The organism is Klebsiella pneumoniae subsp. pneumoniae HS11286 (assembly GCF_000240185.1).
GTDB lineage: Bacteria > Pseudomonadota > Gammaproteobacteria > Enterobacterales > Enterobacteriaceae > Klebsiella > Klebsiella pneumoniae.
Genome location: NC_016845.1, coordinates 3396706 through 3423661 on the forward strand (window position 1 = coordinate 3396706; position 26956 = coordinate 3423661).

29 protein-coding genes and 3 tRNA genes are annotated in these 26956 nt (G+C 55.7%); 10 read left to right on the top strand and 22 right to left on the bottom strand.

Annotated elements, in window-relative coordinates:
• Positions 1 to 31 precede the first annotated feature (31 nt).
• A complete protein-coding gene (locus KPHS_34210) occupies positions 32 to 1543 on the top strand; it encodes a putative oligogalacturonide transporter (protein ID YP_005227721.1) in 1512 nt (503 codons plus the stop codon).
• Between the two features lie 37 nt (positions 1544 to 1580).
• Here the strand turns inward: KPHS_34210 and KPHS_34220 are convergent, their stop codons facing one another.
• The gene (locus KPHS_34220) at positions 1581 to 1832 is read right to left on the bottom strand and encodes a DUF2766 domain-containing protein (RefSeq protein YP_005227722.1); all 252 of its coding nucleotides are present in this window, start codon (positions 1830 to 1832) and stop codon (positions 1581 to 1583) included.
• A 150-nt stretch (positions 1833 to 1982) separates the two neighbouring features.
• Here KPHS_34220 and KPHS_34230 point away from each other — a divergent pair, with 150 nt between their 5' ends.
• Positions 1983 to 3404 carry an MFS family transporter gene (locus KPHS_34230; RefSeq protein YP_005227723.1) on the top strand — a complete coding sequence of 474 codons (1422 nt, stop codon included), beginning with the start codon at positions 1983 to 1985 and terminating at the stop codon, positions 3402 to 3404.
• Between the two features lie 49 nt (positions 3405 to 3453).
• Here KPHS_34230 and KPHS_34240 read toward each other — a convergent pair whose 3' ends face one another.
• Positions 3454 to 4092 (bottom strand): RpiB/LacA/LacB family sugar-phosphate isomerase, encoded by a 639-nt coding sequence (locus KPHS_34240; RefSeq protein ID YP_005227724.1) that lies wholly within the window; start codon positions 4090 to 4092, stop codon positions 3454 to 3456.
• A gap of 171 nt (positions 4093 to 4263) precedes the next feature.
• Here KPHS_34240 and KPHS_34250 point away from each other — a divergent pair, with 171 nt between their 5' ends.
• Entirely contained in the window at positions 4264 to 4443 is a 180-nt protein-coding gene (locus KPHS_34250; RefSeq protein YP_005227725.1) for a hypothetical protein, read from the top strand.
• A gap of 57 nt (positions 4444 to 4500) precedes the next feature.
• Positions 4501 to 4998, top strand: a complete 498-nt coding sequence (locus KPHS_34260; protein ID YP_005227726.1) for a ferritin — start codon at positions 4501 to 4503, stop codon at positions 4996 to 4998.
• A gap of 35 nt (positions 4999 to 5033) precedes the next feature.
• Here the strand turns inward: KPHS_34260 and KPHS_34270 are convergent, their stop codons facing one another.
• Positions 5034 to 5273 carry a YecH family protein gene (locus tag KPHS_34270; RefSeq protein YP_005227727.1) on the bottom strand — a complete coding sequence of 80 codons (240 nt, stop codon included), beginning with the start codon at positions 5271 to 5273 and terminating at the stop codon, positions 5034 to 5036.
• 191 nt (positions 5274 to 5464) lie between these two features.
• On the opposite strand from KPHS_34270, the gene KPHS_34280 reads away from it, so the two are divergent.
• Positions 5465 to 6676, top strand: a complete 1212-nt coding sequence (locus KPHS_34280) for a tyrosine-specific transport protein (protein YP_005227728.1) — start codon at positions 5465 to 5467, stop codon at positions 6674 to 6676.
• 24 nt (positions 6677 to 6700) lie between these two features.
• Here the strand turns inward: KPHS_34280 and KPHS_34290 are convergent, their stop codons facing one another.
• The 8 genes from KPHS_34290 to KPHS_34330 form a co-directional block, all read right to left on the bottom strand.
• The gene (locus tag KPHS_34290) at positions 6701 to 7354 is read right to left on the bottom strand and encodes a YecA family protein (RefSeq protein ID YP_005227729.1); all 654 of its coding nucleotides are present in this window, start codon (positions 7352 to 7354) and stop codon (positions 6701 to 6703) included.
• A 113-nt stretch (positions 7355 to 7467) separates the two neighbouring features.
• A complete protein-coding gene (locus KPHS_34300; RefSeq protein ID YP_005227730.1) occupies positions 7468 to 8349 on the bottom strand; it encodes a dihydrodipicolinate synthase in 882 nt (293 codons plus the stop codon).
• A gap of 227 nt (positions 8350 to 8576) precedes the next feature.
• Positions 8577 to 8663: transfer RNA gene (locus tag KPHS_t00730), tRNA-Leu, on the bottom strand.
• Between the two features lie 13 nt (positions 8664 to 8676).
• Positions 8677 to 8750: transfer RNA gene (locus KPHS_t00720), tRNA-Cys, on the bottom strand.
• A gap of 40 nt (positions 8751 to 8790) precedes the next feature.
• Positions 8791 to 8866: transfer RNA gene (locus tag KPHS_t00710), tRNA-Gly, on the bottom strand.
• Positions 8867 to 9016: 150 nt separating this feature from the next.
• The gene (locus KPHS_34310; protein ID YP_005227731.1) at positions 9017 to 9505 is read right to left on the bottom strand and encodes a phosphatidylglycerophosphate synthetase; all 489 of its coding nucleotides are present in this window, start codon (positions 9503 to 9505) and stop codon (positions 9017 to 9019) included.
• 116 nt (positions 9506 to 9621) lie between these two features.
• Complete coding sequence (locus tag KPHS_34320; RefSeq protein ID YP_005227732.1) at positions 9622 to 11454, bottom strand: excinuclease ABC subunit C; 1833 nt, start codon at positions 11452 to 11454, stop codon at positions 9622 to 9624.
• A complete protein-coding gene (locus KPHS_34330; RefSeq protein YP_005227733.1) occupies positions 11451 to 12158 on the bottom strand; it encodes a response regulator in 708 nt (235 codons plus the stop codon). The genes KPHS_34320 and KPHS_34330 overlap by 4 nt, the downstream gene beginning before the upstream one ends.
• A 410-nt stretch (positions 12159 to 12568) precedes the next feature.
• Between KPHS_34330 and KPHS_34340 the strand changes: the two genes are divergently transcribed.
• A complete protein-coding gene (locus KPHS_34340) occupies positions 12569 to 12793 on the top strand; it encodes a DUF2594 family protein (protein YP_005227734.1) in 225 nt (74 codons plus the stop codon).
• A gap of 67 nt (positions 12794 to 12860) precedes the next feature.
• Here the strand turns inward: KPHS_34340 and KPHS_34350 are convergent, their stop codons facing one another.
• The 5 genes from KPHS_34350 to KPHS_34390 form a co-directional block, all read right to left on the bottom strand.
• Entirely contained in the window at positions 12861 to 13583 is a 723-nt protein-coding gene (locus KPHS_34350) for a LuxR/UhpA-family transcriptional activator for cell division (RefSeq protein YP_005227735.1), read from the bottom strand.
• Between the two features lie 317 nt (positions 13584 to 13900).
• Positions 13901 to 14602: a putative amino-acid ABC transporter ATP-binding protein YecC gene (locus tag KPHS_34360; protein YP_005227736.1), complete on the bottom strand. Its 702-nt coding sequence runs from the start codon at positions 14600 to 14602 to the stop codon at positions 13901 to 13903.
• A gap of 46 nt (positions 14603 to 14648) precedes the next feature.
• A complete protein-coding gene (locus tag KPHS_34370; protein YP_005227737.1) occupies positions 14649 to 15317 on the bottom strand; it encodes an amino acid ABC transporter membrane protein in 669 nt (222 codons plus the stop codon).
• Positions 15318 to 15332: 15 nt separating this feature from the next.
• Positions 15333 to 16319 carry a D-cysteine desulfhydrase gene (locus KPHS_34380; protein YP_005227738.1) on the bottom strand — a complete coding sequence of 329 codons (987 nt, stop codon included), beginning with the start codon at positions 16317 to 16319 and terminating at the stop codon, positions 15333 to 15335.
• A gap of 95 nt (positions 16320 to 16414) precedes the next feature.
• Positions 16415 to 17215: a cystine transporter subunit gene (locus tag KPHS_34390; RefSeq protein YP_005227739.1), complete on the bottom strand. Its 801-nt coding sequence runs from the start codon at positions 17213 to 17215 to the stop codon at positions 16415 to 16417.
• Positions 17216 to 17358: 143 nt separating this feature from the next.
• Here KPHS_34390 and KPHS_34400 point away from each other — a divergent pair, with 143 nt between their 5' ends.
• Positions 17359 to 18903, top strand: a complete 1545-nt coding sequence (locus tag KPHS_34400) for an alpha-amylase (RefSeq protein YP_005227740.1) — start codon at positions 17359 to 17361, stop codon at positions 18901 to 18903.
• Between the two features lie 41 nt (positions 18904 to 18944).
• Here KPHS_34400 and KPHS_34410 read toward each other — a convergent pair whose 3' ends face one another.
• Positions 18945 to 19379, bottom strand: coding sequence for a lipoprotein (locus tag KPHS_34410; RefSeq protein ID YP_005227741.1), 435 nt, complete (start codon positions 19377 to 19379; stop codon positions 18945 to 18947).
• 372 nt (positions 19380 to 19751) lie between these two features.
• Here KPHS_34410 and KPHS_34420 point away from each other — a divergent pair, with 372 nt between their 5' ends.
• Positions 19752 to 20375: a positive regulator for ctr capsule biosynthesis, positive transcription factor gene (locus tag KPHS_34420; protein ID YP_005227742.1), complete on the top strand. Its 624-nt coding sequence runs from the start codon at positions 19752 to 19754 to the stop codon at positions 20373 to 20375.
• 32 nt (positions 20376 to 20407) lie between these two features.
• On the opposite strand, the gene KPHS_34430 is transcribed toward KPHS_34420, so the two are convergent.
• The gene (locus tag KPHS_34430) at positions 20408 to 20599 is read right to left on the bottom strand and encodes a protein DsrB (protein ID YP_005227743.1); all 192 of its coding nucleotides are present in this window, start codon (positions 20597 to 20599) and stop codon (positions 20408 to 20410) included.
• 133 nt (positions 20600 to 20732) lie between these two features.
• Here KPHS_34430 and KPHS_34440 point away from each other — a divergent pair, with 133 nt between their 5' ends.
• Positions 20733 to 20954, top strand: a complete 222-nt coding sequence (locus KPHS_34440; protein YP_005227744.1) for a YodD family protein — start codon at positions 20733 to 20735, stop codon at positions 20952 to 20954.
• A gap of 299 nt (positions 20955 to 21253) precedes the next feature.
• On the opposite strand, the gene KPHS_34450 is transcribed toward KPHS_34440, so the two are convergent.
• Together KPHS_34450 and KPHS_34460 are read right to left on the bottom strand one after the other, a co-directional pair.
• Positions 21254 to 22693: a cellulose biosynthesis regulator YedQ gene (locus tag KPHS_34450; protein YP_005227745.1), complete on the bottom strand. Its 1440-nt coding sequence runs from the start codon at positions 22691 to 22693 to the stop codon at positions 21254 to 21256.
• Positions 22694 to 23047: 354 nt separating this feature from the next.
• Complete coding sequence (locus KPHS_34460; RefSeq protein ID YP_005227746.1) at positions 23048 to 23959, bottom strand: DUF808 domain-containing protein; 912 nt, start codon at positions 23957 to 23959, stop codon at positions 23048 to 23050.
• A gap of 183 nt (positions 23960 to 24142) precedes the next feature.
• Between KPHS_34460 and KPHS_34470 the strand changes: the two genes are divergently transcribed.
• Positions 24143 to 25054 (top strand): putative transmembrane protein, encoded by a 912-nt coding sequence (locus KPHS_34470; protein YP_005227747.1) that lies wholly within the window; start codon positions 24143 to 24145, stop codon positions 25052 to 25054.
• Here KPHS_34470 and KPHS_34480 read toward each other — a convergent pair.
• Entirely contained in the window at positions 25029 to 25523 is a 495-nt protein-coding gene (locus tag KPHS_34480) for a DNA mismatch endonuclease, patch repair protein (protein YP_005227748.1), read from the bottom strand. The two genes, KPHS_34470 and KPHS_34480, sit on opposite strands and share 26 nt — an antisense overlap.
• Positions 25504 to 26904 (bottom strand): DNA cytosine methylase, encoded by a 1401-nt coding sequence (locus tag KPHS_34490; protein ID YP_005227749.1) that lies wholly within the window; start codon positions 26902 to 26904, stop codon positions 25504 to 25506. The genes KPHS_34480 and KPHS_34490 overlap by 20 nt, the downstream gene beginning before the upstream one ends.
• Positions 26905 to 26956: the final 52 nt, after the last annotated feature.

Consider the following 26956-nt stretch of genomic DNA (forward strand, 5'->3'; position numbering starts at 1 on the left):
AGCCTCTGAAGGGCTGCAGGGAAGACCGATCTTGTTACGCCATCAGTTAGCCTACGGCGGCGGAAATCTGTTAGGGAGCGGCGCACTGGCGATAAGCGGCGCATGGCTACTCTATTTTTATACGACCTTTTGCGGCCTGACGCTGATCGAGGCCTCATTTATCTTCTCCGTCGCCAGCATCATTGACGCTATCAGCAACCCGCTGATGGGCTATCTGACGGATAATTTTGGCAAAACGCGCTTGGGCAAGCGCTTCGGCCGCCGGCGTTTCTTTCTGCTAATCGGTATTCCGCTGATGATGTTCTACCCGCTGCTGTGGGTGGAAGGCCTGAGTTTCTGGTACTACCTTAGCACCTATGTGGTGTTTGAGATCATCTACACCTCTATCATGGTGCCTTATGAAACGCTGGCGACAGAGATGACCGATGATTTCTCACTGCGTTCAAAACTGACCGGCTATAAAGCTATCTTTGGTAAGCTGGCCAACTTCCTCGCGGCGTTTATTCCCGGCCAGTTCATTCTGCTGTATGGCAAAGATTCTGCCACCCCTTTCTTCCTCACCGGTCTGACCTATGGCGCGATCCTGATCGTCGCTATTTCCTGCCTGTGGTTGTGCAGCTGGGAGCGTGAGCGCGGGGAAGAGGTGGAAACCAGCGCGAAAAAAGGACTGCTGAGCACCCTGCTGTCGCTGGCGAAAGATATGCGTTCGACTTTTTATCTACGCGTATTCCGCAAACATCTTGGTATGTACCTGTGCGGCTTTGGCGCGGAATGGCTGTTTGCCTCCATCTTCACCTATTTCGTGATCTTCGTTCTACAACACGATCCAGCGATGGTGGCCGGGCTGAACAGCCTGAACTCGATTCTGCAGCTGATCTCTACGGCGCTGTTTATCGGCCTGTGCGTGAAAAAGGGCTTCAGCAAACCCTATATCCTGGCGCTGGGGATCGTGATTTTCGCGGTTCTGCTGTATACCTCGCTGTGGTTTTTCCATCTACCGTCCGGCCTGGCGACAGTGCTGATGTTCGGCATTACCGTGCTGTTCGGCCTGGGTACCGGCGGGGTTTACTATATACCCTGGACCGTTTACACCTTCCTGGCCGATGTCGATGAGATCTACACCGGACGCCGGCGGGAAGGGATCTATGCCGGCGCCATGACCTTCTCAGGAAAAATTCTGCGCTCGATTGTGGTGTTCTCGATGGGGGCGATCCTGAGCTTCTACGGTTTCCAGTCAAAAGCGCACAGCCAACCGGAAAGCGCGGTGACCGCTATCGCAGTGGTATTCTGCGTCGGGGTGATCGCATTAGCCCTGGCCGCCATCGTCTTCAGCAAGCAGATGAAGCTGGACCGGAAGGCCCATCTGGTGGTGCTGCAGGAAGTCGCGCGGATAAAAGCGGGCGGCAAAATTAGCGATATTGCGCCGGACGTGCGGGTTATCGTGGAGGATCTGGTCGGCCATCGCTACGAGGAGTGCTGGGGCAACAGCAAATTGTTCAAAGATGCTGCCTCTGCGCCTGCGCAGACCGTCGTTTCCCATTAAAGAAGAAGGCCCCGCCGGTATCCGGCGAGGCCTGGTATTAATGCGTTTCTTCCTGTGGAGTAAACTTCAGCTCAATCAACGCGATCGCTTTTTGCACCGCGCGAAGGGTCACCGGATCGGCAGAGGCCGGATGGCTGGCGAAGTCGATAGCTTTCAGCTGAGTGGTCATTTTTTCACGCACTTCCACCGGCGCAATGACGTCAATGACATCGAGGATCTGTTTGATAACCAGCTGGCAGGCAACCACATCGGAAACCAGCTCGTCGTGTTCGGTAAGATGTTGAGACATTAATTACTCCTTTTTTCAGGAGCGTAATAGTACCCTAAATCGTTAACGATAATAAAACCTGCCGTCGCAGGTTTTTTTATCTACCCTACTGGCTGGCGGGTCGTCTCCTGCCGCTTTGCACAGGATCACACTCTTGATGGCAGTGACAACATGAATACCGCGATCTCTTCCCGCGATGAACGTGCTTTTTCAGCGCCGGCGCTGCTGGTGGCAGGTGCCTTTTTTATGGAGTTTCTCGACGGGACGGTGATCGCCACCGCCCTGCCCGATATGGCGAGGGATTTTGGCGTCACCGCGGTCGAACTGAATATCGGCATCAGCGCCTATCTGATTACCCTTGCGGTCCTGATCCCGGCCAGCGGCTGGATCGCCGATCGCTTCGGCGCCCGGGCTATTTTTACTCTCGCCCTGGCGATCTTTACCCTTGCCTCGGTCTTCTGCGGCCTCTCCACCGAGGTGCATATCTTTGTCGCCATGCGTATCCTTCAGGGCGTCGGCGGCGCGCTGATGGTCCCCGTTGGTCGCCTTGCGGTGCTACGCACCACGCCGAAACACCAGCTGATCAAGGCCATCGCCACCCTGACCTGGCCGGCGCTGGTGGCCCCCATTATCGGCCCGCCTTTGGGCGGCTTTATAACCCGCTACGCCAGCTGGCACTGGATATTCTTTATCAATGTCCCGCTGGGCCTTGCCGCCATCATCCTTTCGCTGCGCATTATCCCTGATATTCGCGAAACGGAACGGCGCTCCTTCGATCTCAGCGGATTTATCACTACCTCGGTCGCGATGGTCAGTCTGGTGACCGCGATGGAGCGGCTCGGCGATCGCCAGCCGCAGATCTGGCCGACGCTGGCTCTCGCCGCGCTTGGCTTCGGCTGTCTGTTATATTCCATTCGTCATTTCCGCCGGGCGGCGGCGCCTATGGTTCGTCTCGACGCCCTGCAGGTGCCGACGTTCCGGGTGACAATGTACGGCGGCTCGTTGTTCCGGGCCTCCATCAGCGCGGTGCCTTTTCTGCTCCCCCTGCTGTTCCAGGTGGGATTCGGTATGGATCCTTTTCATTCCGGCCTGCTGGTGCTGGCGGTGTTTGTCGGTAATTTAACCATTAAACCCGCCACCACACCGCTCATTCGCTGGCTGGGCTTTCGTCGGCTACTGCTGATCAATGGCGCGTTGAACGTCTGTTCGCTGCTGGCTTGCGCGCTGCTTACGCCGCAGACGCCGGTCTGGGCCATCATGCTGATCCTTTATCTCGGCGGGGTGTTTCGCTCAATCCAGTTTACCGGTGTAAGCACGCTGGCCTTCGCCGATGTCCCCGCCGCGCAGATGAGCGATGCTAATACGCTGTTCAGTACCGCGTCGCAGCTGGCGGTAGGGCTGGGGATCACGCTCGGGGCGATTGGCATTCGCCTGGGCGAGCAGGTCGGCGACTGGCTGCATCTTACTGAACTACCGGGGATCAGCTTCCGCCTGTCGTTTGTGTTTATCGCCTTGATATGTCTGGTAGGGATGATCGACAGCCTGCATCTGGCCAAAACGGCCGGCAGCAGCGTGTCGGAGAAGAAGAAATAGAAGAAAAAATAAACGACGGAAGGGCCAGCGGCGCTGGCCCTGATGACGGTTAAGCGACGATCTGGCGAACAAAGTCTTCGATTGCTTTATCCTGGCAGTTTTCGAAGAAGCACTGCTGGAAGCGTGGGCCGGAGACTGCGGTTTTCACCAGCTGCGGATCGATGGCGCGCAGGGTATCGAGGTAGTTCTCTTTTACTACTGCTGCTTTGACCTGGTTGAGGATCCCGGCATTGCGCACCTGCGGTTCTTTGCGCTCCGGCGGATAGCCTTCGCCGTTGCGGCCGGTAAAGGCTTTTTCAAAGATAAACCGCACATTCAGTTCGGCGCCCCAGCCGAAGCCTTTGGCAAACGGCAGCGACAGCGCATTACCGTTGTTGATCTGGGCAAACAGGAACGCATCCGCCGGATCGATACAGTAGCCGCAGACCACGCCCGGATGGATGTTCAGCGACATCAGCGCCCCCTGACCGGTACCGCAGCCGGTGACCACGAAGTCAACTGCTTTCGAATTCAGCAGAATACTGGCCATGATCCCAAGATGGATGTAGGTCAGATGATGATCGTTCTCATCGCTCATGCCGACGTTATAGACCGGGAATCCTTTTTCGTCGGCAACCGCGTTAAGCTCCTTGAGGATGATGGCGTTTTTGTTCGCCTGGCTGTTCTCCATCATCAGTGCAATCTTCATGGTTTACTCTCCTGAATGCTGTGCGGGCCTGCCCGCAGAATGTCATTGGCGTTGACTGCACTCTACTACCTTGAAAACAAACTTTCAAATTTTATGAAAAGTTGTTTTAAAATTTACGCAGTGCTTCACACTTTCGCAGGCTCCCTTTGTCTGTTGACCTCAGCCCTCTGCATGCTGGCGTATCCGCTTCGTCCTCCCTTACCACCCGCCGGCGACAAAATCCTGACCGCCCAGGCAATAATGAATAATAAATTAAAAGCATTCTCATTTATTATTAAACTGCCAATGCGTGTTATTCCCATTAGCATTTTAAATAAAACATTTTTAAATTTACTTTTTGCAAATAATTAAATAACAAATTATAGTGGCAGCCAATAACATCTATTATTTAATTCCAGGAGTGCAACGATGCTGAAAACGGACATGATTGACAAACTGAATGAACAGATGAATCTTGAACTCTATTCTTCTCTTCTTTATCAGCAGATGAGCGCCTGGTGCAGTTACCACAGTTTTGAAGGCGCCGCGGCCTTCCTGCGTCGCCATGCTCAGGAAGAGATGACCCATATGCAGCGCCTGTTCGACTATCTAACCGACACCGGCAGCCTGCCGCGGATCAACGCTATCGCCTCCCCGTTTGCCGAATATGCCTCACTCGACGAGCTGTTCCGCCAGACCTACGAGCATGAGCAGCTGATCACGCAAAAAATAAATGAACTGGCGCACGCGGCCATGACCAGCCAGGATTACCCGACCTTTAATTTCCTGCAGTGGTATGTTGCTGAACAGCATGAAGAAGAGAAATTATTTAAATCGGTGATCGATAAACTGACCCTCGCTGGAAAAAGCGGCGAAGGTCTGTACTTTATCGATAAAGAGCTGGCTACCCTCGACGCGCAGAATTAATCCCCCGCGCCGCGACAGTCCGTGTCGCGGCCCTCTTAATGTCGGCAGATCTTATTTTCTGCGGTAGTAAAACCTTCCTCTCTGGCAATAAATTTGCCTTTTTTCTCTAAAAACGCCACCAGCTGTGCGGCGCTTAGATTCTCTGCTGAACAGGTGTGAAACCGCGCCTCTTCGCCAAAGCGGCGGCGAATGGCGGCCTCCAGCGAGGCGACCGTCCAGGATTCACCCGAGGCGAGCATCATCTGTAAAACTTCATGACCATGAATAGAAGACATAACCCCTCCTGCAAAAACCGCCAGCTTAGGCCAGACCGACAACCCGCGCCTTGCGCCAGCGCAGGCTTTCGCCCTCTTATTATGTAAACATTTCATTACACAACTTGTAATCCCGATTTGACGAAAGCCGTAATATCCCCTAATCTGCGCGGCATAATTTATTGTTATTTGCTGTAGGGATAGCGAAAAGCGTGAAAAACCGCACTCTGGGCAGTATTTTAATCGTAGCTGGCACCACCATCGGTGCAGGAATGTTGGCAATGCCATTGGCCGCCGCAGGCGTCGGCTTTACCGTCACGTTGGGTTTACTTTTCACCCTGTGGGCATTGATGTGCTATACCGCCCTTTTGCTGCTGGAAGTCTACCAGCATGTCCCTGCCGATATGGGGCTCGGTTCTCTGGCGGCGCGCTATCTGGGCCGTTATGGGCAGTGGGTTACCGGATTCTGTATGCTGTTTCTGCTGTACGCCCTCACGGCAGCCTATATCAGTGGCGCCGGTGAATTACTCGCTTCCAGCCTCAACCAGTGGCTGGACTGGCAGCTACCACCGGCCGCAGGCGTACTGATCTTCACCCTCCTCGGCGGGGCGGTAGTGTGCATTGGCACCGCGCTGGTGGATCTGTTCAATCGCTTCCTGTTTAGCGCCAAAATCGTCTTCCTGGTGATTATGCTGGCCCTGCTGATGCCGCACATTCATCAGGTGAACCTGCTGACGCTGCCGGTTGAGCAAGGCCTGGCCCTGTCGGCCATTCCGGTGATTTTCACCTCCTTTGGTTTTCACGGCAGCGTCCCGAGCATCGTCAGCTATCTGGGGGGGGATATTCGCAAATTGCGCCGGGTATTTATCATCGGCAGCTTTATTCCTCTGGTGGCCTATATTTTCTGGCAGCTGGCGACGCTGGGCAGTATCGACGCCCCGGCCTTTACCGCCCTGCTGGCAAATAACGCTGGTCTGAACGGCCTGCTGGAGGCGATCCGCGAAGTGGTGGCGTCACCGCATGTGGAGCTGGCCGTTCACCTGTTTGCCGACCTTGCGCTGGCGACGTCATTCCTCGGCGTCTCGCTCGGCCTGTTTGATTATCTGGCGGATATGTTTCAGCGTAAAAACAGCGTCGGCGGGCGTCTGCAGAGCGGGATAATCACCTTCCTGCCGCCGCTGGCGTTCGCCCTGTTCTATCCCCGCGGTTTCGTCATGGCCCTCGGCTACGCCGGGGTGGCATTAGCCGTGCTGGCGCTGATAATGCCGGCCCTGCTGGTCATGAAGAGTCGCCGAGAGCATCCGCAGGCTACCTGGCGGGTCGCCGGCGGCGCACCGACGCTATGGCTGGTTCTGCTGTGCGGGATCGGCATCGTGGCTATTCAGTTCAGCATCGCTGCCGGGTTGTTGCCCGCGGTGGGATAAAAAAGGGGCCTGCTGGCCCCTTGTTCATTTCGCTAAGCAACACTGCTTATACTTTTTACCGCTGCCGCATGGGCAGGGATCGTTGCGTCCGACTTTCGCTTCATTTCTTATTGGCTGCGGGGCCTCCACCGGCTGCGGATTCGCTATCCAGTACTGGTAAAGCGCCAGCGCCGCCGGCGTGATACGCTCGATGCTGGCGATAAATTCATCCGCCGTCAGATTATCCAGCGCGCTAAACTGTTCTTCGCTGCCGTGGAGCGCGATAGCGTCCAGCTCCGGCTGGAGTTCAGCGGGCAACGTCGACAAGTCGCTCAGCGCCACGCCGCGCAGATAGCCAAAGCACCACTCCTCAACTATGGTCAGCTCATGACCTTCCGCTTCGCGGGTGCCGAACAGCGGTTCGAACTGATCGGGATAAGACTCCAGGCGTTCGGCGATATCGCTCATATGCTGCAGCGTCAGATTGACAAAGCGATCGCGCTCGCGATCGTTGGCCCAGCGCGGGACATTATCCGCCCCGCCCCAAATCGCCAGCAGCCACTGAGCGGGTTCGATGTCGGTCGGCGCAGAGAGGATCGCCGTCAGCAGGCCATCCAGTTCAGAGACATCCAGAATGGCGCCTTCGGCGGCGTATTTCGCCAGAGTGTCATCCAGCCATTCCAGTTCGTTTTCGTTCAAAGGTCCGGTATTCATTCACAGGCTCGCATGGTAAAAATCGGGCCTACAGTAGCCGAATTGCCGACAGAAAGCCACCCGGCGATACCTATTGCGCCGGTGTCAACGATACGCGATCAGGCCAGGCCGCGCAGCGCCGACGCCACCTCACGACAGGCCTCCTCCCCTAACGAAAGCAAAGGACGGGGAAGCGAGTCTGGATCGCAGAGTCCGAGCATCGCTGCGGCGCTGGCTATCACTCGCAGGCTACCACCATAGCGATCAAAGCATCGCCATAGGGGGGCCAGCTGCTCATTCAGTGCCGCAGTCTGCGCCACATCGCCGCTACGTATCGCTCTTACCAGCGCCAGTGAGCAGCGGGGAAAGAGTCCGCCGCAGACCGAATACCAGGCTTCGCAGCCGGCCTGCAACCCGGCAGTGGCCCACGCATCGCCGCTAACGCCAAGCGTAACGCGAGAGGGAAGATGCTGACGCAGGGCCGCTACACGTTCGCTCGCCTGTGGCGCGGACAGGCCGGGAATTTTAATCGAGGCAATGGCCGGCAAGGCGGCGATGCGCCCCTGCAGCTCATCCGCCAGCATTACGTGGGTAGTGCGGGGATTGTCATACAGGCAAACCGGCACCGAGACATGCCGGCAAACTTCTTCGTAAAAGGCAAAGATCTCCTCCGCGGAAAGCGGCTGATAGGACATCATCGGCAGTAATAACGCATCCGCCCCTGCCTCCTGAGCATCCTCCACCAGGCGTAGCACCTCGTTAGTCGCAATGGCGCCGACGCCGACCATCATCGGGATCGACCCCGCATGCGCCTTCGCCACCTGCACCACTCGTCTGCGCTGCTCACGGCTGAGATAAGCGTAGCTACCTGTTGAACCTAAGATGCCCAGAGAGTCGACTCCGGCATCGGTAAGACGGGCGAGAATACGAATAAACGCTTTTTCATCAAAATTTTGCTGATGCAAAGGTGTCAAAGGAAATGCGCAAAGTCCACTGAACATGCTGCCTCCGGCAGGCTGGGCTGAGAGTCCGTTTGATAGTAGCAAGGCGCGATCGTTTTGTCCTGGGACAAATGAGAAATTGACTGTAAGGCAAGAGTTAACCGAAAAACGCCGTGGCGTCAGGCTGGCGGGAAAGGTATCAGAAAGCGAAAGTACAGAAACAAAAAAACCACCCGTAGGTGGTTTCACGACACTGCTTATTGCTTTGATTATTCTGTATTTCCCAATGGTACCCGGAGCGGGACTTGAACCCGCACAGCGCGAACGCCGAGGGATTTTAAATCCCTTGTGTCTACCGATTCCACCATCCGGGCTCGGGATATAAAGTGGAGGCGCGTTCCGGAGTCGAACCGGACTAGACGGATTTGCAATCCGCTACATAACCGCTTTGCTAACGCGCCTTTAATACTGAAGCACCCGCAACTGCCGATGCTGTTAATCTGGAGCGGGAAACGAGACTCGAACTCGCGACCCCGACCTTGGCAAGGTCGTGCTCTACCAACTGAGCTATTCCCGCATCATCAAGTTATTTGCTAATCACTTGATTTTGTTATCGTCTGGAAGACTGTGCCGCCGTTCGATGCGTTGCATTCTACTTATCTCTCGCGGTGAGTCAACGGTATTTTTCGCAACTTTGTATCGTTTGCTGAAAATAACGGCGAAACGATCACTGATCAAGCAAATCGCCGCGCGCCGCGTTCAAATACTGCAGCATCGACCACAGCGTCAGCACCGCCGCCACGAGGAAAAGCACGATCCCGGCCCACTCCACCCACGGATAAGGACGCCACAGCATCCATACCAGGGCGGTCATCTGGGCGGTCGTTTTCACTTTGCCAATCCATGAGACCGCCACGCTGCTGCGTTTCCCCAGCTCCGCCATCCACTCACGCAGCGCGGAGATAATGATCTCACGGGCAATCATGGTCGCCGCCGGTAGCGTGACCCACCAGGTGTGATAGTGTTCGGCAACCAGCACCATGGCGATAGCCACCATGACTTTATCGGCAACCGGGTCGAGGAAGGCGCCAAAACGGGTGCTCTGATTCCAGCGACGAGCGAGGAAACCATCAAACCAGTCGGTTACCGCGGCAACAAAGAATATCAGCGCGCAGGCAAACGGCGCCCAGCTAAAGGGCAGATAAAACGCCAGCACAAAAACGGGATCAGGATGACGCGAAACAGAGTAAGCAACGTAGGGATATTAAATTGCATAGTGACGGGTAACTATCTGTTGTAAGTAAAAATTAGCCCTATGTTGCTACAGAGCCCCTAATGTTTCAACGAGTAGAAGATCTTTTCTGCCAGAGCGTGAGAGATGCCCGGTACTTTAGCAATTTCTTCGACGCTGGCCTGCTGTAGCCCCTGCAGCCCACCCATATACTTCAGCAGCATCTGACGACGCTTCGGCCCCACCCCCTCGATAGTCTCAAGCGAGCTGGTGCTCTTCACTTTCGCCCGTTTTTTGCGATGCCCGGAGATCGCATGATCGTGCGATTCATCGCGAATATGCTGGATCACATGCAGGGCCGGCGAATCCGGCGGCAGGCTAAACCCTTCCCCTTCCGGCTCAAAGAATAACGTTTCCAGACCCGCTTTTCGATCGCTACCTTTCGCCACGCCCAGCAGCAGCGGATGATGTTTATCCCAGGGGACGTCCAGTTCAGCAAACACGGCTTTCGCCTGGGCCAGCTGTCCCTTGCCGCCGTCTATCAGGATCACATCCGGGATCTTGTTGTCATCAATCGCTTTACCATAGCGACGGCGCAGGACCTGATTCATCGCCGCATAGTCATCGCCAGGGGTAATGCCGGTGATGTTGTAGCGCCGATACTCCGCGCGCAGTGGGCCATTGCTGTCAAACACCACACAGGATGCTACGGTCTGTTCGCCCATGGTGTGGCTGATGTCAAAACACTCCATTCGCTTGACGGCCGGCAGCTCCAGTACGCTGGCCAGCGCCTGCAAACGCTGATGAATGGTCGATTGCTGAGACAATTTGGTCGTTAACGCTGTCGCGGCGTTGGTCCGCGCCAGCTTAAGATAACGCGCTCTGTCGCCGCGCGGCTTAGTCTGCACATTGATTCGACGACCCGCCAGCTCCGACAGCGAGTCGGCCAGCAGCGTCTTATCCCCAAGGTTAAAGTCGAGCAAAATCTCCCCCGGCAGCGTGCGCATTTGGCTGCCCTGCAGGTAGAACTGGCCGACAAAGGTCTCCACGACCTCTCCCAGCTCGGTGCCGCCCGGCACTTTCGGGAAGTAGCTTCGGCTGCCCAGCACTTTGCCCTGACGGATAAACAGCACATGCACGCAGGCCATGCCGGCATCGAAGGCGACGCCGATCACGTCGAGGTCGTCACCGGTGTTGGAGACAAACTGTTTCTCCGTCACGCGGCGGACGGCCTGAATCTGGTCGCGGATGCGCGCGGCCTCTTCGAACTCCAGGTTCTGGCTCGCCTTCTCCATCCGCGCGATGAGCTGGGTCAGCACCTGGTCATCCTTGCCGGCGAGAAACAGCCGCACATACTCTACCTGCTGAGCATACTCTTCTTCGCTGACCAGCCCGGCCACGCACGGCCCCAGGCAGCGACCAATCTGATACTGCAGACAGGGGCGGGAGCGATTGCGGTAGACGCTGTTTTCACACTGACGGATGGGAAAGATTTTCTGCAGCAGCGCCAGGGTCTCGCGCACGGCATAGCCGTTGGGAAAAGGACCAAAATATTCGCCCTTCGCATGTTTGGCGCCGCGATGCATCGCCAGACGCGGATGAGTATCGCCGCTGAGAAAAATAAAAGGATACGATTTATCGTCGCGTAACAGCACGTTGTAACGTGGCTGGTACAGCTTAATATAGTTGTGCTCAAGCAGCAGCGCTTCCGTCTCGGTGTGGGTGACGGTCACGTCGATTTGCGCGATCAGCGCTACCAGCGCTTCCGTTTTACGCGACGCAAGGTTGCTGCGGAAGTAGCTACTGAGCCGCTTTTTCAGATCTTTGGCTTTGCCAACATAGATGACGGTTCCGCCAGCATCATACATCCGATACACACCGGGCTGGCTGGTCACCGTTTTCAGGAAAGCTTTTGCGTCAAAAACATCACTCACTGGCTTGCTAACGACTCCGCATTACACAGGCCATGGCGAATTGCCAGGTGGGTCAGCTCGACATCGCCATGAATGTTTAATTTACTGAACATCCGATAGCGGTAGCTGTTAACCGTTTTAGGACTCAGATTTAGCTGCTCTGAGATCTCATTCACCTTCTGACCTTTGGTGATCATCAGCATAATCTGCAATTCGCGTTCAGACAAACTGGCAAACGGCGATTCTGTCTTTTCGGGTTCAATCTGACTTAACGCCATTTGCTGGGCAATATCGGAGGCAATATAGCGCTGCCCGGACGCGACGCAGCGGATGGCATTCACCACTTCCTGCGGCGCGGCGCCTTTACTGAGATAGCCCGCCGCGCCCGCCTGCATGACCTTGGCAGGTAAAGGATTCTCGGTATGCACGGTCAACATGATCACTTTGGTGCCCGCCACGGAGCGCGCGATTTTGCGCGTCGCTTCAAGACCACCGATCCCAGGCATGTTCATGTCCATCAGGACGACATCTGCGGAATTAGCCCGGCACCACTTGACGGCGTCCTCGCCGCAGCAGGCTTCGCCAGCGACTTTAATCCCTTTTATATCTTCCAGAATGCGTCGTATCCCTGCGCGCACCAGTTCGTGGTCATCAACAAGAAGAACGTTGATCAAAGGAATAATCTCCAGAATGAGGGATAACGCTACTGATACTTTATCTCCCACATATTACCGGGTTTTATTGCTATTTTAAAAGGCAAAAAAATGCCCTCGCCTCGATTTGGCTCTCATTTATGGCAATGTCTGTGCACACTAAGTGGAAAGTCATTGAGAACAGTCAGTTGCCCGGCTCTTATTTTTTAACAATACTCATACAGAAGGCACAAAAAACACAACAGATTACGTAGCGCATAAATACGAAGCAAAATATGTAACAATTATTAACGAGCTAAATAGATGGGGGAAATTATTGGCTTGCCGACGGCTATTACGTATTATCCGAAGCATCAAAACATTCACAGCTCAGATGAGAGAACAGAAATTAAGCACACCTTTTTTTTCTGTCGCTTGTGGTATAATGCGCGGCCTTCACATTGAGTAGAGCGCAATAGCGCAGCGAGTAAACGAGGATATCGATGAGCACACCAGATTTTTCCACTGCAGAAAATAAGCAGGAACTGGCGCAGGAAGTCTCCTGCCTGAAAGCGATGATTACGCTGATGCTGCAGGCGATGGGCCAGGCGGATGCGGGGCGCGTGATTATTAAAATGGAAAAGCAGATTTCACAGATGGAAGATGAGGCTCAGGCCGCCGTATTCTCCAGCACCGTTAAGCAGATTAAACAAGCCTATCGGCAGTAATCCTGTGCCGGCTGAAAGTATCACTGACAGCCGGTATCACGTCTGACACGCAGAACGGCAGGCGCATTCAGATTAGCCCAGTCGCCACGGCGTAGCAGGCAATTTGCGTTTTATTCGGCGCATTAAATTTCCGCTGCATATTCTTCTGATGGAAATTCACCGTATTTTCCGAAATCGAGAGAATCATCGCCACCTCCGCCGAAGTCTTTCCTTCCGCCGTCCATTTGAGGATTTCCAGTTCGCGGCGGCTGAACTTCATCTCCGGCGGCATCACCATCTCATCTTCCAGACGCAGCAGCGTCAGCAAGCTTAGTTCAGTCAGCGTTCGCAGACGCAGCTCAAGCTCATCTTCAGGGTAACCGCCCGGCAGACGATTGTTCGCGGAGACAGAGAGAAATCCCTGAGCATGGTTTGGCAACGTCAGGCACTGCGTCACGCCCTTTTGCAGACCATGGTCACGCGCCCCGTCCCACAATGCCGGCGCATCACGAAACAGGCTGTCGTTCCATGGCAGATGGCCACGCATAAAATTCTCCGGCCGTAACACAGGATCTATCGCGAAATAATTTTCTGCCTGATAGTGCGACATCCATGCGCGGGGGTAAGTCGACTGGAACGTAACGCGGGGGCGGGTGAAAGGCACCGGGTGGCGCACACAAAGCGTGTAGTAATCATATTCCAGCGCTTCGGTTTCACGTTGCAGGAGATTATAAACCTCCTCGCCGGTGGCCATGGACTGAAATTGGTGCAGCATATCCCGCCGCCAGCTGAAAAAATCATTGTCCCTCATAGCTGTGCATATAACTCCTGATTGATAATCATTATTATAAATACAGAAAACTAACACATAAATCTTATTTATATGTATAAAATATCGTAGCTGTCGCATTTATTAGTCTGAAGGCTTGCCATTTTCCCGCTCGCCGCACAGAAACATAGCGTTTTTCTCCCATCATGTTCTACACCCTGCCAAGGGCGATGGGAAGCGGTGTATACGGCCGTGGGAGTCAATAGCGCAAAGACATGTCGCGGGGGAGTTACCCCGCCGCGAGAGTGGGCTAAACGCGGCGGCTCCCGCGAAGCTGAGCCGCCGCGCCAGCCCATGCTTTACTGCATCAGGAATTTTTCAAGGAACTGACGGGTACGCGGCTGCTGGGGCGAAGCGAACAACGCTTTTGCCTCGCCTTGTTCGACAATGCGTCCCTGATCCATAAATATCGCCCGATCGGCTACGTCGCGGGCGAAACTCATTTCATGGGTCACGATCACCATGGTGCGTTTTTCCTGCGCCAGCTGACGGATGGTGTTGAGCACCTCCCCCACCAGCTCAGGATCGAGGGCCGAGGTGGGTTCATCAAACAGGATCACGTCCGGACGCATAGCCAGCGCGCGGGCAATAGCCACTCGCTGCTGCTGCCCGCCGGAGAGACGGCGCGGATAGCTATTCTCTTTTCCGCTGAGCCCCACCTTCGCCAGCAATTCGCGCGCCCGCGCCATGGACTCCTGCTTATCTTCACCTTTTACGATGACCGGCCCTTCAATAATGTTCTCCAGCACCGTACGGTGGGGAAACAGATTAAAGTTCTGGAAGACAAAGCCGACGTGCTGGCGCAGCTGGCGAATGAGCCCTTTCTGCGGCCCGAGGCTGCGACCGGCGTCGATCGTCACATCGCCGACGCGGATAGTGCCGCTCTCCGGTTGCTCCAGCAGGTTGATGCTACGCAGCAGGGTGGTTTTGCCCGAGCCGCTGGGGCCGATGATCGCCACCACTTCCCCTTTCTGTACCTCCAGGTCGATACCATGGAGCACCGTCTGGCCATGGAATTTTTTACCAGGCTTTTCACTTCTATCGCACTCATTTCGGATCACGCTCCTGGCGGTTCAGCTGGTTTTCAAAATAATTCTGCAGCGAGGAGAGCACTGTCGCCATTACCCAGTAGATCAGGGAGGCCGCCAGATACATGGTGAAGACCTCCAGGGTTCGCGAGGTGATTAGCTGCGCCTGACGAAACAGCTCCGGCACCTGGATCGTTGCCGCCAGCGAGGTATCTTTTACCAGGCTGATAAAACTGTTCGACAGCGGCGGCAAAGCGACCCGCGCCGCCTGGGGTAAAATGGCCCGACGCATCGTCTGCCAGGGCGTCATACCGATACTGGCCGCCGCTTCCCATTGCCCTTTATCAATCGAGGCGATGGCCGCGCGCAGCGTTTCCGCCGCATAGGCCGCAGTATTCAACGACAGGCCGATCATCGCCGCCGGGATCGGGTCAAGCTCAATGCCGAACTGCGGCAAGCCGTAGTAGATCATAAACAGCTGGGCGATAAGCGGCGTGCCGCGGAAAATGGAGATATACATGCGCGCCAGCCATTTTACCGGCCAGACTGGCGACATGCGCATCAGCGCCAGGATAAAGCCCAGCACCAGGCCGAAAAACATCCCGCCAATGCTCAGCTGCAGCGTAAAGACGGCCCCTTTCAGCAGAAAAGGGGCGGAATCAATGACCAGTTGGATACTTTCTTGCATGCTGTCGTTTCTGTATTAGAGGTGAGGATGATAGGCAAACAGCGCCGGCGCTCCGCCGGTGTGGACGAACAGTATCGGCCCTTCATCCTTAAAGCGCTTCTGCGTGATGCCGTCGATAAGCCCGGCCATCGCTTTGCCGGTATAGACCGGGTCGAGCAAAATACCTTCCAGCTGCGCCAGCAGCTTCACAGCGGCCATCCCATCTTCGTTTGGCGTACCGTATCCTGGGGCAAAGTAGTCATCCCACAGTATAATTTCAGCCTTCGCCTGTAGCTCGAGACTGTTGGCCACGGCCTGCTGCAGCGCCACCACTTTCGGCAACTGGTCAGCGACCGAGCGCGACACGGTCACCCCAATCAGTTCCGCCTGCGGCATCAGCTGTTCAAGGCCGACCGCCAATCCGGCATGGGTGCCGGCGCTGCCGGAGGCGACCACGACTGACGAGATCGCCACCGCGTCTTCGCACTGCTGGCTGATTTCCAGTGCGCTTTCCACATAGCCTAACGCGCCGAGGGCATTGGAGCCGCCGACCGGAATAACATACGGACGATACCCCTGCGCCTCAATGCGGGTCGCCAGCTCATCGAGCTGGGCGGCGGGATCGGTCAGGGCATCACACATCTCAACCTGGGTGTTAAAGAGATCCAGCAGCAGACGGTTGCCATTGCTCAGATAGTTCTCCGCCCTGGTGCCGATGGGATTTTCCAGTAGCGCCACGCAATGCAGTCCCAGTTTCGCAGCGACTGCCGCCGTCTGACGCACATGGTTAGACTGGATCGCGCCGGCGGTGATTAAGGTATCCGCGCCCTCGCGCAGCGCATCGGCGGCGAGAAACTCCAGCTTACGCAGTTTGTTGCCCCCCATCGCCAGCGGCGTCGTATCATCACGTTTAATAAAAATTTCGCGCCCAAGGTGATCGGACAGACGCGGGAGATACTCCAGCGGCGTCGGCGCGCCGATCAATTCCAGGCGCGGAAAGCGGGTTAAGTTTTGCAGTGACATGGCCCCTCCTGACTCAGTTATGCTTCATTATGCACACAGTTACGCGCTAAATAAAAAAAGGCGCTTCCAGGAGCGCCTTTTTTCACCGCTGTCCGTTATTTCGTCACGTCAGCGCCAAACCATTTCTCGGACAGCGCCTTCAGGCTGCCATCTTTCTGCATGTCTGCAATCGCGCCATCTACCGCTTTCAGCAGGTCGTCGTTGCCTTTACGCAGCGCAACGCCAGCTTCCTGACGAGAGAAGGCTTCGCCGGTTACCGCCAGCGTATTGTTGGTTTTCTTCACCAGATCCAACGCCGCCAGACGGTCTACCAGAATGGCGTCAATACGACCTACACGCAGATCCTGGTATTTGGTGGGATCGTCATCATAGGTACGGACGTCCACGCCCTGGACATTCTGACGCAGCCACTCTTCATAGTTAGTGCCCAGTCCGACGCCGACTTTCTTGCCTTTCAGATCCGCCGCGGTTTTAATCACGCCTTCGTTACCCTTCTTCACCAGCGCCTGCACGCCGGAGACGGTATATGGGGTGGAGAAATCGTATTTCTTCTTACGTTCGTCAGAGATAGTGACCTGGTTAATCACCACGTCGATACGCTTGGAGTCCAGCGAGGCCAGCATACCATCCCACTTGGTCGGTTTGAGATCGGCCTTCACGCCAAGATGTTTCGCCAGTTCGTTAGCGAATTCCACTTCAAACCCGGTCAGCTTGCCGTCATCCCCCTGGAAACTAAAGGGAGGGTAGGTGCCTTCGAGGCCCACGCGTAGGGTGCCGCGCTCTTTAATCTGATTGAGCAGGTTTTCCGCCGCAAAAGTTTTCACGCTGACGCCAGCCATCAAAACAACGGCCATCGCGCCCATCATCGCCTGACGACCCAGAAGTGCTAATTTCATAGATACCCCGAAGGTTAGGATTTTCCTGTAGTGTAAGGCGCTTAATGCCCTGACACCAACATCGTTACGCTACATCTTATGCAAATTTATTATATATGATCCGCTTTAGGGTATAGCGAAAATCAGGGCTTTCCTCACCCTTTTTGCTGGATATCTCCCATACTGCAAAGGTCAGCCTGTTGACGTCTGGAGCATGGAAGATGAAAAACCCCACCTTATTGCAATGTTTTCACTGGTACTACCCCACCGGCGGCGAGCTGTGGCCTGAGGTCGAAGCGCTGGCGCCCAGCCTGAATGAAATCGGCATCAATATGGTCTGGTTGCCACCCGCCTACAAAGGCGCCTCGGGCGGTTACTCCGTCGGCTATGATACCTACGATCTCTTTGACCTCGGCGAGTTTGATCAAAAAGGGTCTGTCGCCACCAAATATGGCGACAAAGCGCAGTTGCTGGCGGCGATCAACGCCCTGAAGGAGCACAATATCGCCGTACTGCTGGATGTGGTTGTCAACCATAAAATGGGCGCTGATGAAAAAGAGGCTCTGCGCGTTCAGCGCGTCGATGAGCAGGATCGTACGCAAATTGACGAGGAGATCATTGAGTGCGAGGCATGGACGCGCTACACCTTCCCGGTGCGCGCCGGACAGTATTCGCAGTTTGTCTGGGACTACAAATGTTTTAGCGGCATTGACCACATCGAGAACCCGACGGAAGACGGTGTGTTTAAAATCGTCAACGATTACACCGGCGAAGGCTGGAATGAACAGGTCGATGATGAGCTCGGCAACTTTGACTATCTGATGGGCGCCAATATCGATTTCCGCAATCATGCAGTGACCGAGGAGATCAAATACTGGGCGCGCTGGGTAATGGAGCAGACCGGCTGCGACGGTTTTCGTCTTGACGCGGTCAAGCATATCCCCGCCTGGTTTTATAAAGCGTGGATCGAGCATGTTCAGGAGGTGGCCCCGCAGCCGCTGTTTATTGTAGCGGAATACTGGTCCCATGAAGTGGAGAAGCTCCAGCAGTATATCGACCTGGTCGAGGGCAAAACGATGCTGTTTGATGCCCCACTGCAGATGAAATTTCATGAAGCGTCACGCCAGGGCCGCGATTATGACATGAGCCAGATTTTCAGCGGGACGCTGGTGGAAGCCGACCCTTTCCATGCCGTCACTCTGGTCACCAATCATGATACGCAGCCGCTGCAGGCCCTCGAGGCGCCGGTTGAACCCTGGTTCAAGCCCCTCGCCTATGCGCTGATCCTGCTGCGGGAGAATGGCGTGCCCTCGGTCTTTTATGCCGATCTCTTCGGCGCTTCCTATGAGGATACCGGCGGCGACGGAGAGACATATGCCATTGAGATGCCCGTTATCGAACAACTCCACGAGCTGATCGACGCCCGTCAGCGTTTTGCCCATGGCGTGCAAACCCTTTGGTTCGATCATCCTAACTGCATCGCCTTTAGTCGTAGCGGTACTGACGACGATCCAGGCTGCGTGGTGATCATGTCCAATGGCGATGAAGGCGAAAAGACGCTGACGCTGGGCGAAAACTATGGCAACAAACGCTGGCGGGATTTTCTCGGTAACCGGGAAGAGATTGTCGAAACCGATGGCGAAGGCTGCGCGACCTTTACATGTAACGGGGGGAGCGTGAGCGTGTGGGTGTTAGAGGAGGTGCTGTAGTTCCCTGACGCCGGGCGGGCCAGCTATGGCCCGCCAAAATCTCAGCGCGTGGAGGCCGGCGCGCTAACGGGCCCCGTCGCTCGCGCTTTGGCCCACGCCTTCTCGCACTCCGGAGTGAGACGTTCAACACGGGACAACGTCATCCGATCGTAGGAGATCGTGTTGCCCTCGCGCTCGACAGGATAGATGTCCAGGGAAGCGGTCACGTTGTAGATCTCACTGTCACGATTCATCAGTTTCCCCGGCTGCGCAATCACGCGCTGCCACTGGCGGCAGTCGAAGGTGTCCCCTTCTTTGGTGACAATCAGGCTGGCAATGGCGTCAGGACTCATCATCGCGCTCTGCGGCCCTTTCGTTTGCCAAAAACCTGCAAGGCCAGCCGGCGCCGGCGCTTTAACGACGTCCTCATAACGATCAACCTGTACGCAACCGGCCAGCGCCACCACCATGCCAGCAAAAAATAACTTTTTCATCATTCATCCCACAAGCCGATAAAAAAGTATTGTGGCATTAAAGCGTTAAGCCTTCCACCCCCACCGCAAAGGGATAAGCGAGCAAGCTAGCAACCGCTAACGTGGGTTTCATTTGAAGTAAGGAAATTCAGAAAGTAAAAGAATACTGGGCGCGTAACCATAGCATCTACGGGCACTTTTTGTTTTTAATTCGGTCACACTACCGGTTCTTGACTTTACTTTAAGAGTTTTCCTGGCAAATTATATGCACAGATGCGGAATAGTTTAATGGAGCTAATGGGTTCTTTCTAAACCTACTATTATTATCGCCCGCAAGGACTGCTTCGCACAGCCAGTGCGAAGTGTATATCGTTACGTGTTGATTGAGGATGGGTCATGTCAACGATGATTATGGATTTGTGCAGCTATACCCGGTTGGGATTGACGGGATATCTGACCAGTCGGGGAATTAAAAAACAGGAAATCGTTGAGGTCAACAGTGCTGCGGATCTGCAGAAACACTGTACGTCGTGTTGCCCGGCGGTGGTGTTTCTGAATGAAGACTGTTTCGTGCATGATGATGAAAGTAATGGCATTATTCGCCAGATCATTACGCAAAACCCGGCGACGCTGTTTGTTATCTTTATGTCGCTGGCGAACATCCATTTTGACCGCTATTTGCGGGTACGGAAGAATCTGCTAATCAGTTCAAAATCGATAACCCCAAAAGACCTTGATGTTATTCTGGTTAATTATCTTAAATACAAAAACACCAGTGTAGGGCAGTTAACTTTACCGACATTGTCACTGAGTAAAACAGAATCAAATATGCTGCAAATGTGGATGGCCGGGCATGGTACTTCGCAAATCTCAACGCAAATGAACATCAAAGCGAAGACGGTATCGTCGCATAAAGGCAATATTAAAAAGAAAATACAAACGCATAATAAGCAGGTGATTTATCATATCGTTCGGCTGACCGAAAACATCACCTCCGGTATTCAGGTAAATATGCGCTGAAACAAACTGGCGGCGCTCCCGCCAGTTCAGTTTTACGAGACCTCTTTTTCCACGAAAATCCCATCCGGGTGGCCTATTTCATTAAAAAACCAGATCCCCAGAGGATAGTCTTCCAGTGAAACCAGATACATCGTTCCTTCACTAAACGACTCAATCGCCAGCACTACCCCCGATCGACGTGGGCCACCGTCGGTCTTCACCGTGACACGATCGTTCACCTGCATAATCATCTCCTCTATATTTTCAGCCAGTGTAGAACAAAACCACGCAACTCGCAGCGTCGCGGCACGTGACTGGCGCTTTTTTAGACCGGCTATACTTAGAGAGGCTTGAGCAACGCTCAGCGAGGGGGTAATGATGAAGCACCAATTAACAGGCCAGACCGGGGACGACCTTGACGTCAACGTAGATGCCCTGCTGGCGGCGATAAATGAGATCAGCGAAAGCGAAGTCCATCGCACGCTGGACGACCCGCAGCGCGCCAGCATCGATGGCCGCGGGTCACATACCTGGCGTGAGCTGGCGGAGGCATTCGAACTCGATATTCACGATTTCAGCGCCAGTGAAGCCAACCGTTAGCGGCAGGCGAAAAAAATCCCGACTCGCAGGAGTCGGGATCAAACTTGCTAATGCAAGAAGCACTTGAAAATTCGTTACACCGGGAAATCCGATGCGTTGAAACATTATCCTCAATTATTTTGCATGACAAGAGATATTCATGACGCAAAATATTGAGAATGTTGGCGCCTGGTGACTGACCGGGCTGCAAGGCTGATGTGAGAAGGCTTAGCCGCAAACCGGTTTCATTCGATAGCGCGATCGCCTGCGATCACTTTAAGATAATTCTCATTTTGCCAATCGACATCGAAACGTTTTACTCACGCTGCGCTGCGAAAACAGACCTGGTTACGCCCATTTTGCTTGGCCAGATAGAGTCGCCCATCGGCCACCGACTGCAGCGCTTCAAACTGATACTCCCCCCGCTCTTCGCTGGCGCTCACCCCTAACGAGGCGCTAACCCGCAGCGTCACGTTGTTATGCAAAAAGACTTCCCGTCCCTGGATACGCTGGCGCAATCGCTCCGCCACCGCCGCTGCTTCCTGCAGGGTGGTATTCGGCATCACGATACAAAACTCTTCTCCGCCCACTCTGCCCAGCAGATCGCCCTGCCGAACCGCGCTGGACAGCGTACTGGCCACCATCGACAGCACCCTGTCCCCCGCCTGATGACCATAGCGATCGTTGATGTGCTTAAAATGATCCAGATCGAGCTGGATCACCGCCAGCGGCCGTCCGCTGCGCTGGCAGTCGCTGGCTACCGCCATCGCCTGTTCAAACAGCGCCCCGCGATTGAGCAGGCGAGTCAAGGCATCGTGCCATGCCTGCCACTCCAGAGAGGTTTGCAGAACGCTCATGTTGCGGACCATGCGGCGGATCACCAGCCAGGAGAGCAACAGCATCAAGGTGAAGAGGACCCACATCAGGGTCAGGGCGATGGTGATGGTGCCAAAGTTCCCGCGGACGCCTTCCCGCAGAGTGTGGATCCGCAGCAGCACGCCGTCAAAATTGCGCAGTTTGGCCCAGCTGATATAGCGCGTCAGCAGACGCAGCCCTCCCTGGTTATCATGGACAAACGCGCGGCTCAGCAGCTCCTGCTCGCGCGGCGACAGCAGGGTCAGGACATTCCCCGGCGCGGAAGAAGCCAGCAGGTTCAAATGGCTATCATAAAGTTGGTACTCTCCCTCTTGTCCCCCCTGCATGGCGCTAACCAAAAACGCTTTGATTTCACTGACTGAGAAATCCATCGCCAGCACGCCGCGCCAGTAACCGGCAAAATCCAACGGTATCGAAGCGGTGACCACCTGCTCTTCCAGCTGCGGGTCATCGTCAGGAAAGGTTTGCCAGATAACGCCTCGCCCCGGATTATTTCGTTGGGTCTGGCGGGTAAACCACGGAGCGCCGAGGGCTTGGGAATAGTGCGTTATCACCTGCGACTCATCCCGCAGCGGCAGGGTCGAGGTAAAAAAGCCGCTACGAGAGATATACTGCATCCGCTCGGCGAAATCGCGATCGTGCTGCGTCAGATTTAGCAGATAGCCCAGCTCGAGCGTCGCCATTAGTTCATCAGCCGCCAGCGGATCGTCCACCAGCAGGATAGGGTTGTGGCCAGCGACGCTGCCCGAGATGCCAAACACCGGCAGCGTACGCCGATTCGGTAGCGCCACCCGCCAGGCCTGCTGATGGCGCTGGCTCAGATAGCGTTGGCTGGCCTTACGCAATACATCGATATCGAGCGGCTGTTCGAGCGCCGCCTGCATCCCATGGCGAAAAACATCATTCTGTCGATGTTGAACTGCAACAGCCCATCCATTTCATGAGCGACGTTAGCCAGATTGTTACGCTGGTTGGCCACGTAGGCCTCTTCCAGGACATTGATTTCACGCCAGATCAGCAACGTGGAGAAAAACAGCACTGCGATAAAACAAGCGTTAACCACATGCGCCGGGCGAGCCAGGTGGTAGCACTTTTTTAACTTCAACCGCAGTGGCTTATCCATCTTTCTCTCGCAGTACGTTGCGCAAACCTCGCGGCGTCAGCGCCCCGGTCTCTGTCGATACCCGGGGCGTTTTCAGGGTAGAACACGCGGCGCCGTTACGCTGCGTTTCGCCATGCTACTTTCCAGCGCCACGCAGGCTGCTCACCGCCTTAACGCCCGCCAGCACCACCGCGCCGATGATAAAACCCAGCACCAGGTTGGCGACGACCGGCAGCGTGGAGGCCATCACCCCACCCAACCCCGCGCTCCAGTGCTCGATGGCATGATGCAGCGGCGCAATACCGTGAACGACTATCCCCCCGCCGACGAGGAACATGGCCAGCGTCCCGACGATGGACAACACCTTCATCAGGCGGGGAGCGACGGCCAGGAGCCCTTTACCCAGCCACTGCGCCAGCGCACTACGTTTTTCCGCCAGCCAGTAACCCATGTCGTCCAGCTTGACGATCACCCCCACCAGGCCATACACCCCGATAGTGACCAGAATCGCAATCCCCGAGAGAATAAGGATCTGGTTAAGCAGCGGAGCTTCCGCCACGATGCCGAGGGTAATGGCGACAATTTCCGCGGACAAAATAAAATCGGTGCGAATCGCGCCTTTTACTTTGTCACGCTCAAAGGCCAGCGGATCGCGCTCCGCCAGCGCCGCGAGACGCTGCTGCCGCCGTTCAGGATCCTCTTTGTGTTTCCGCGCTTCCAGACTGTGCAGTACCTTCTCCACCCCTTCGAAACAGAGAAACGCGCCGCCCAGCATCAACAATGGCGTAATCGCCCAGGGGATGAAGGCGCTGATCAACAAAGCCAGTGGCACGAGGATCACCTTATTAACGAACGACCCTTTCGCCACTCCCCAGACCACGGGCAACTCGCGATTCGCCCGCACGCCGGTAACCTGTTGGGCATTGAGAGACAAATCGTCGCCCAGCACCCCCGCCGTTTTTTTCGCCGCTACCTTGCCCATCACGGAAATATCGTCCAGCAGCGTGGCGATATCATCAAGTAATGTTAAAAGACTACTTCCTGCCAAAATGATTTTCCTTCTCTTTTCATCAATGTCTCCCTCGAGTATGCGTTAAAAAACGGCCGGTGCCCAAGGTACAATTAGTCAATATAAATTTAACAACCTGACGCAAATTAACCACTCGCCAGCACGATAGTTTTCACGTTTACTATATGTCCCCTTTCTATCTCTGCACCGTCGTGAGGAAGTATGTCTACCCGTCAGCTTTTACCGCTTATCGGGGCGCTGTTTGCGCTGTATATCATCTGGGGCTCTACCTATTTCGCTATCGCCGTCGGGGTCGCCAGCTGGCCGCCGCTAATGATGGCCGGCATTCGTTTTCTCGCTGCCGGCGTGCTGTTGCTGGGGTGGCTACTGGCCACCGGCCATAAGCTACCCGCGCGTCGTCCGCTGCTTAACGCTGCGCTGATCGGCGTGTTGCTGCTTGCGGTTGGCAACGGCTTCGTGACGCTGGCTGAACATCAGCACGTCCCCTCCGGCATCGCGGCGGTGATGGTCGCCACCGTACCGCTGTTCACCTTATGCTTCAGCCGCTTTTTCGGCATCGCCACCCGTAAACTGGAGTGGCTGGGCATTGCCATTGGCCTTGCGGGTATCGTGATGCTCAACAGCGGAGGCAACCTGAACGGCAACCCCTGGGGCGCACTGCTGATCCTGATTGGTTCCCTAAGCTGGGCCTTCGGCTCGGTTTACGGTTCGCGAATCGTACTGCCGACCGGCATGATGGCGGGGGCATTCGAGATGCTCGCCGCCGGGATCGTCCTGCTGGCGGCCTCATGGCTGAGCGGTGAAACCTTAACCCGCGTCCCTTCCTGGTCCGGGATCGCCGCCCTGGCCTATCTGGCCATCTTTGGCTCGCTGATCGCCATTAACGCCTACATGTTTTTAATCCGCAATGTCACCCCGGCGGTCGCCACCAGCTACGCCTATGTTAATCCGGTGGTCGCGGTGCTCCTCGGTACTGGGTTCGGCGGCGAGAGCCTGTCGCTCATTGAGTGGCTGGCGCTGGCGGTGATTATTTTCGCCGTAGTGCTGGTGACGCTGGGGAAATATCTCTTCCCCGTCCGCAGCGAGGCTACTCCTTGTAAGGTGTCGAAGTAGTCGTCAGTTCGCGGATCCCCTGCGTATCGATCTGCGCGTCGTGTCCGGCGCCGCAGATCCACTCTTCCAGACGTTCGGTGAGCGCCGCATCACTCAGCCTAAGGCGCCCGCGCAGGGCGCATTCCCAGATGATTAATACCCGCCAGCCCTCTTCGGCCAGCTTTTGCCGGTCGCGGGCGTCGCGCGCCACGTTACCGGCGATTTTGTCCAGCCAGAATGCCGTGCGGGTGGCCGGCACCTTAAACAGATAGCAGTCATGGTGATGCCAGAAACAGCCGTGAGTAAAGATAACGCAACGGTAGTCGGGTAAAGTGAAATCGGGACGTCCCGGCAGCGCGCGATCCTGGGCGACAAAGGTGAATCCCGCCCCGGTCAGCAGCGCCGCTATCCGCTTTTCAATCGCCGTATCGCGCGTGGCGATCGCCCGCATATTTTTACTGCGCGTCGCTTTATCGTGAACATCCGCCATCATTATCATCCGCTTCGCGGCGCGCCACCGCCTGAGCGATGCGCGGCGCCAGGAGTTTCGCCACCGCGGCGAAGACCGGAACCACCACCGAGTTGCCAAACTGACGATAGGCCTGCGTATCCGATACCGGGATGCGAAAACGCGCCCCCTGCGGGGATTCAAAGCCCATCAGCCGGGCGCATTCGCGCGGCGTTAACCGGCGAGGGCGCCGCTGTTGATTCAGCGGATCGTCAAAATGCTTCTCACCGAGCGGCCGGTCCCAGCCGCGATCGACGAGAATTTCGGCACCATCTTTATAGTAGCGGGCAGAAAGCGTCCGGGCCACGCTGTGGGGATTGGCGGGGTCAACCAGGCCATAACCAAAGCCATTGCCCCGCGCCTGATGCTTGCGGGCATAACGATAAAGATATTTCCACAGCACCGGCGTAAGAATAAATTTCGCATCGACCGTCGGCTCCAGTAGCTCGCCAAATGTTGGCCGCACCGCCGGGTACTGCGCCGCGATGTCGCGCAGCGTAAATCCAGCATGCAGCTGCAGATCGCGACGGAAACCCACCAGCACGATGCGCTCCCGGTGCTGAGGCAAGAAATGGCGCCCGTCAATCACCTTTGGGTCATCCGGCCCGGTATGCCCCGCGTCAGCTACTTCATATCCCAGCTCATCCAGCGTCTGCATGATGATACGGAAGGTGCGCCCCTGATCGTGGCTTTTGAGGTTTTTGACATTCTCCAGCACAAAAATCGCTGGCTGACGAGCCGCGATAATTCTCACCACGTCAAAAAACAGCGTTCCCTGGGTTTCGCAGGCAAAGCCATGCGCACGGCCCATCGCATTTTTCTTAGAGACGCCGGCAAGCGAGAAAGGCTGGCAGGGGAAGCCAGCCAGCAGCACATCATGCTGAGGGATAGATTCGCGAATATGCCGCGCCGCCTCCTCGTCGCTAACGTCAGAGCGTTGGCTGAGGGTAATATCGCGGATATCTTCATTAAAACGGTGCTGCTGCGGATCACAGTACCAGTTGGCCTTATAGGTGCGTACCGCGTGCTTGTTCCACTCGCTGGTGAAAACGCACTGTCCGCCGATGGCTTCAAAACCACTGCGGATCCCGCCAATACCGGCAAACAGATCGATAAAACGGAACCCATAGTGCGGATGATGGGCCGGCGGCGAAGGCAGGAGCGTCGCCAGATGAGCAACTTCCTGCGGGCGCAAACGCTCCGCCGCGCGGCCAAGCGCCGCCACGCGCTTGAGGATCGCCGCGCTCCAGTGCTGTTCGCCGACGCTCACCAGTTCGGCAACCAGCGTTTTTACATCGTAGATCGTCATCAGCTGACGCAGCAGCGCCTCAGCGTCTTCCCCGGCCTGTTCAGCCAACGACAACGACCTGTGTTCCTTGCTTAACTTTTGCGGCATATCCTCAACCAACGCGGAC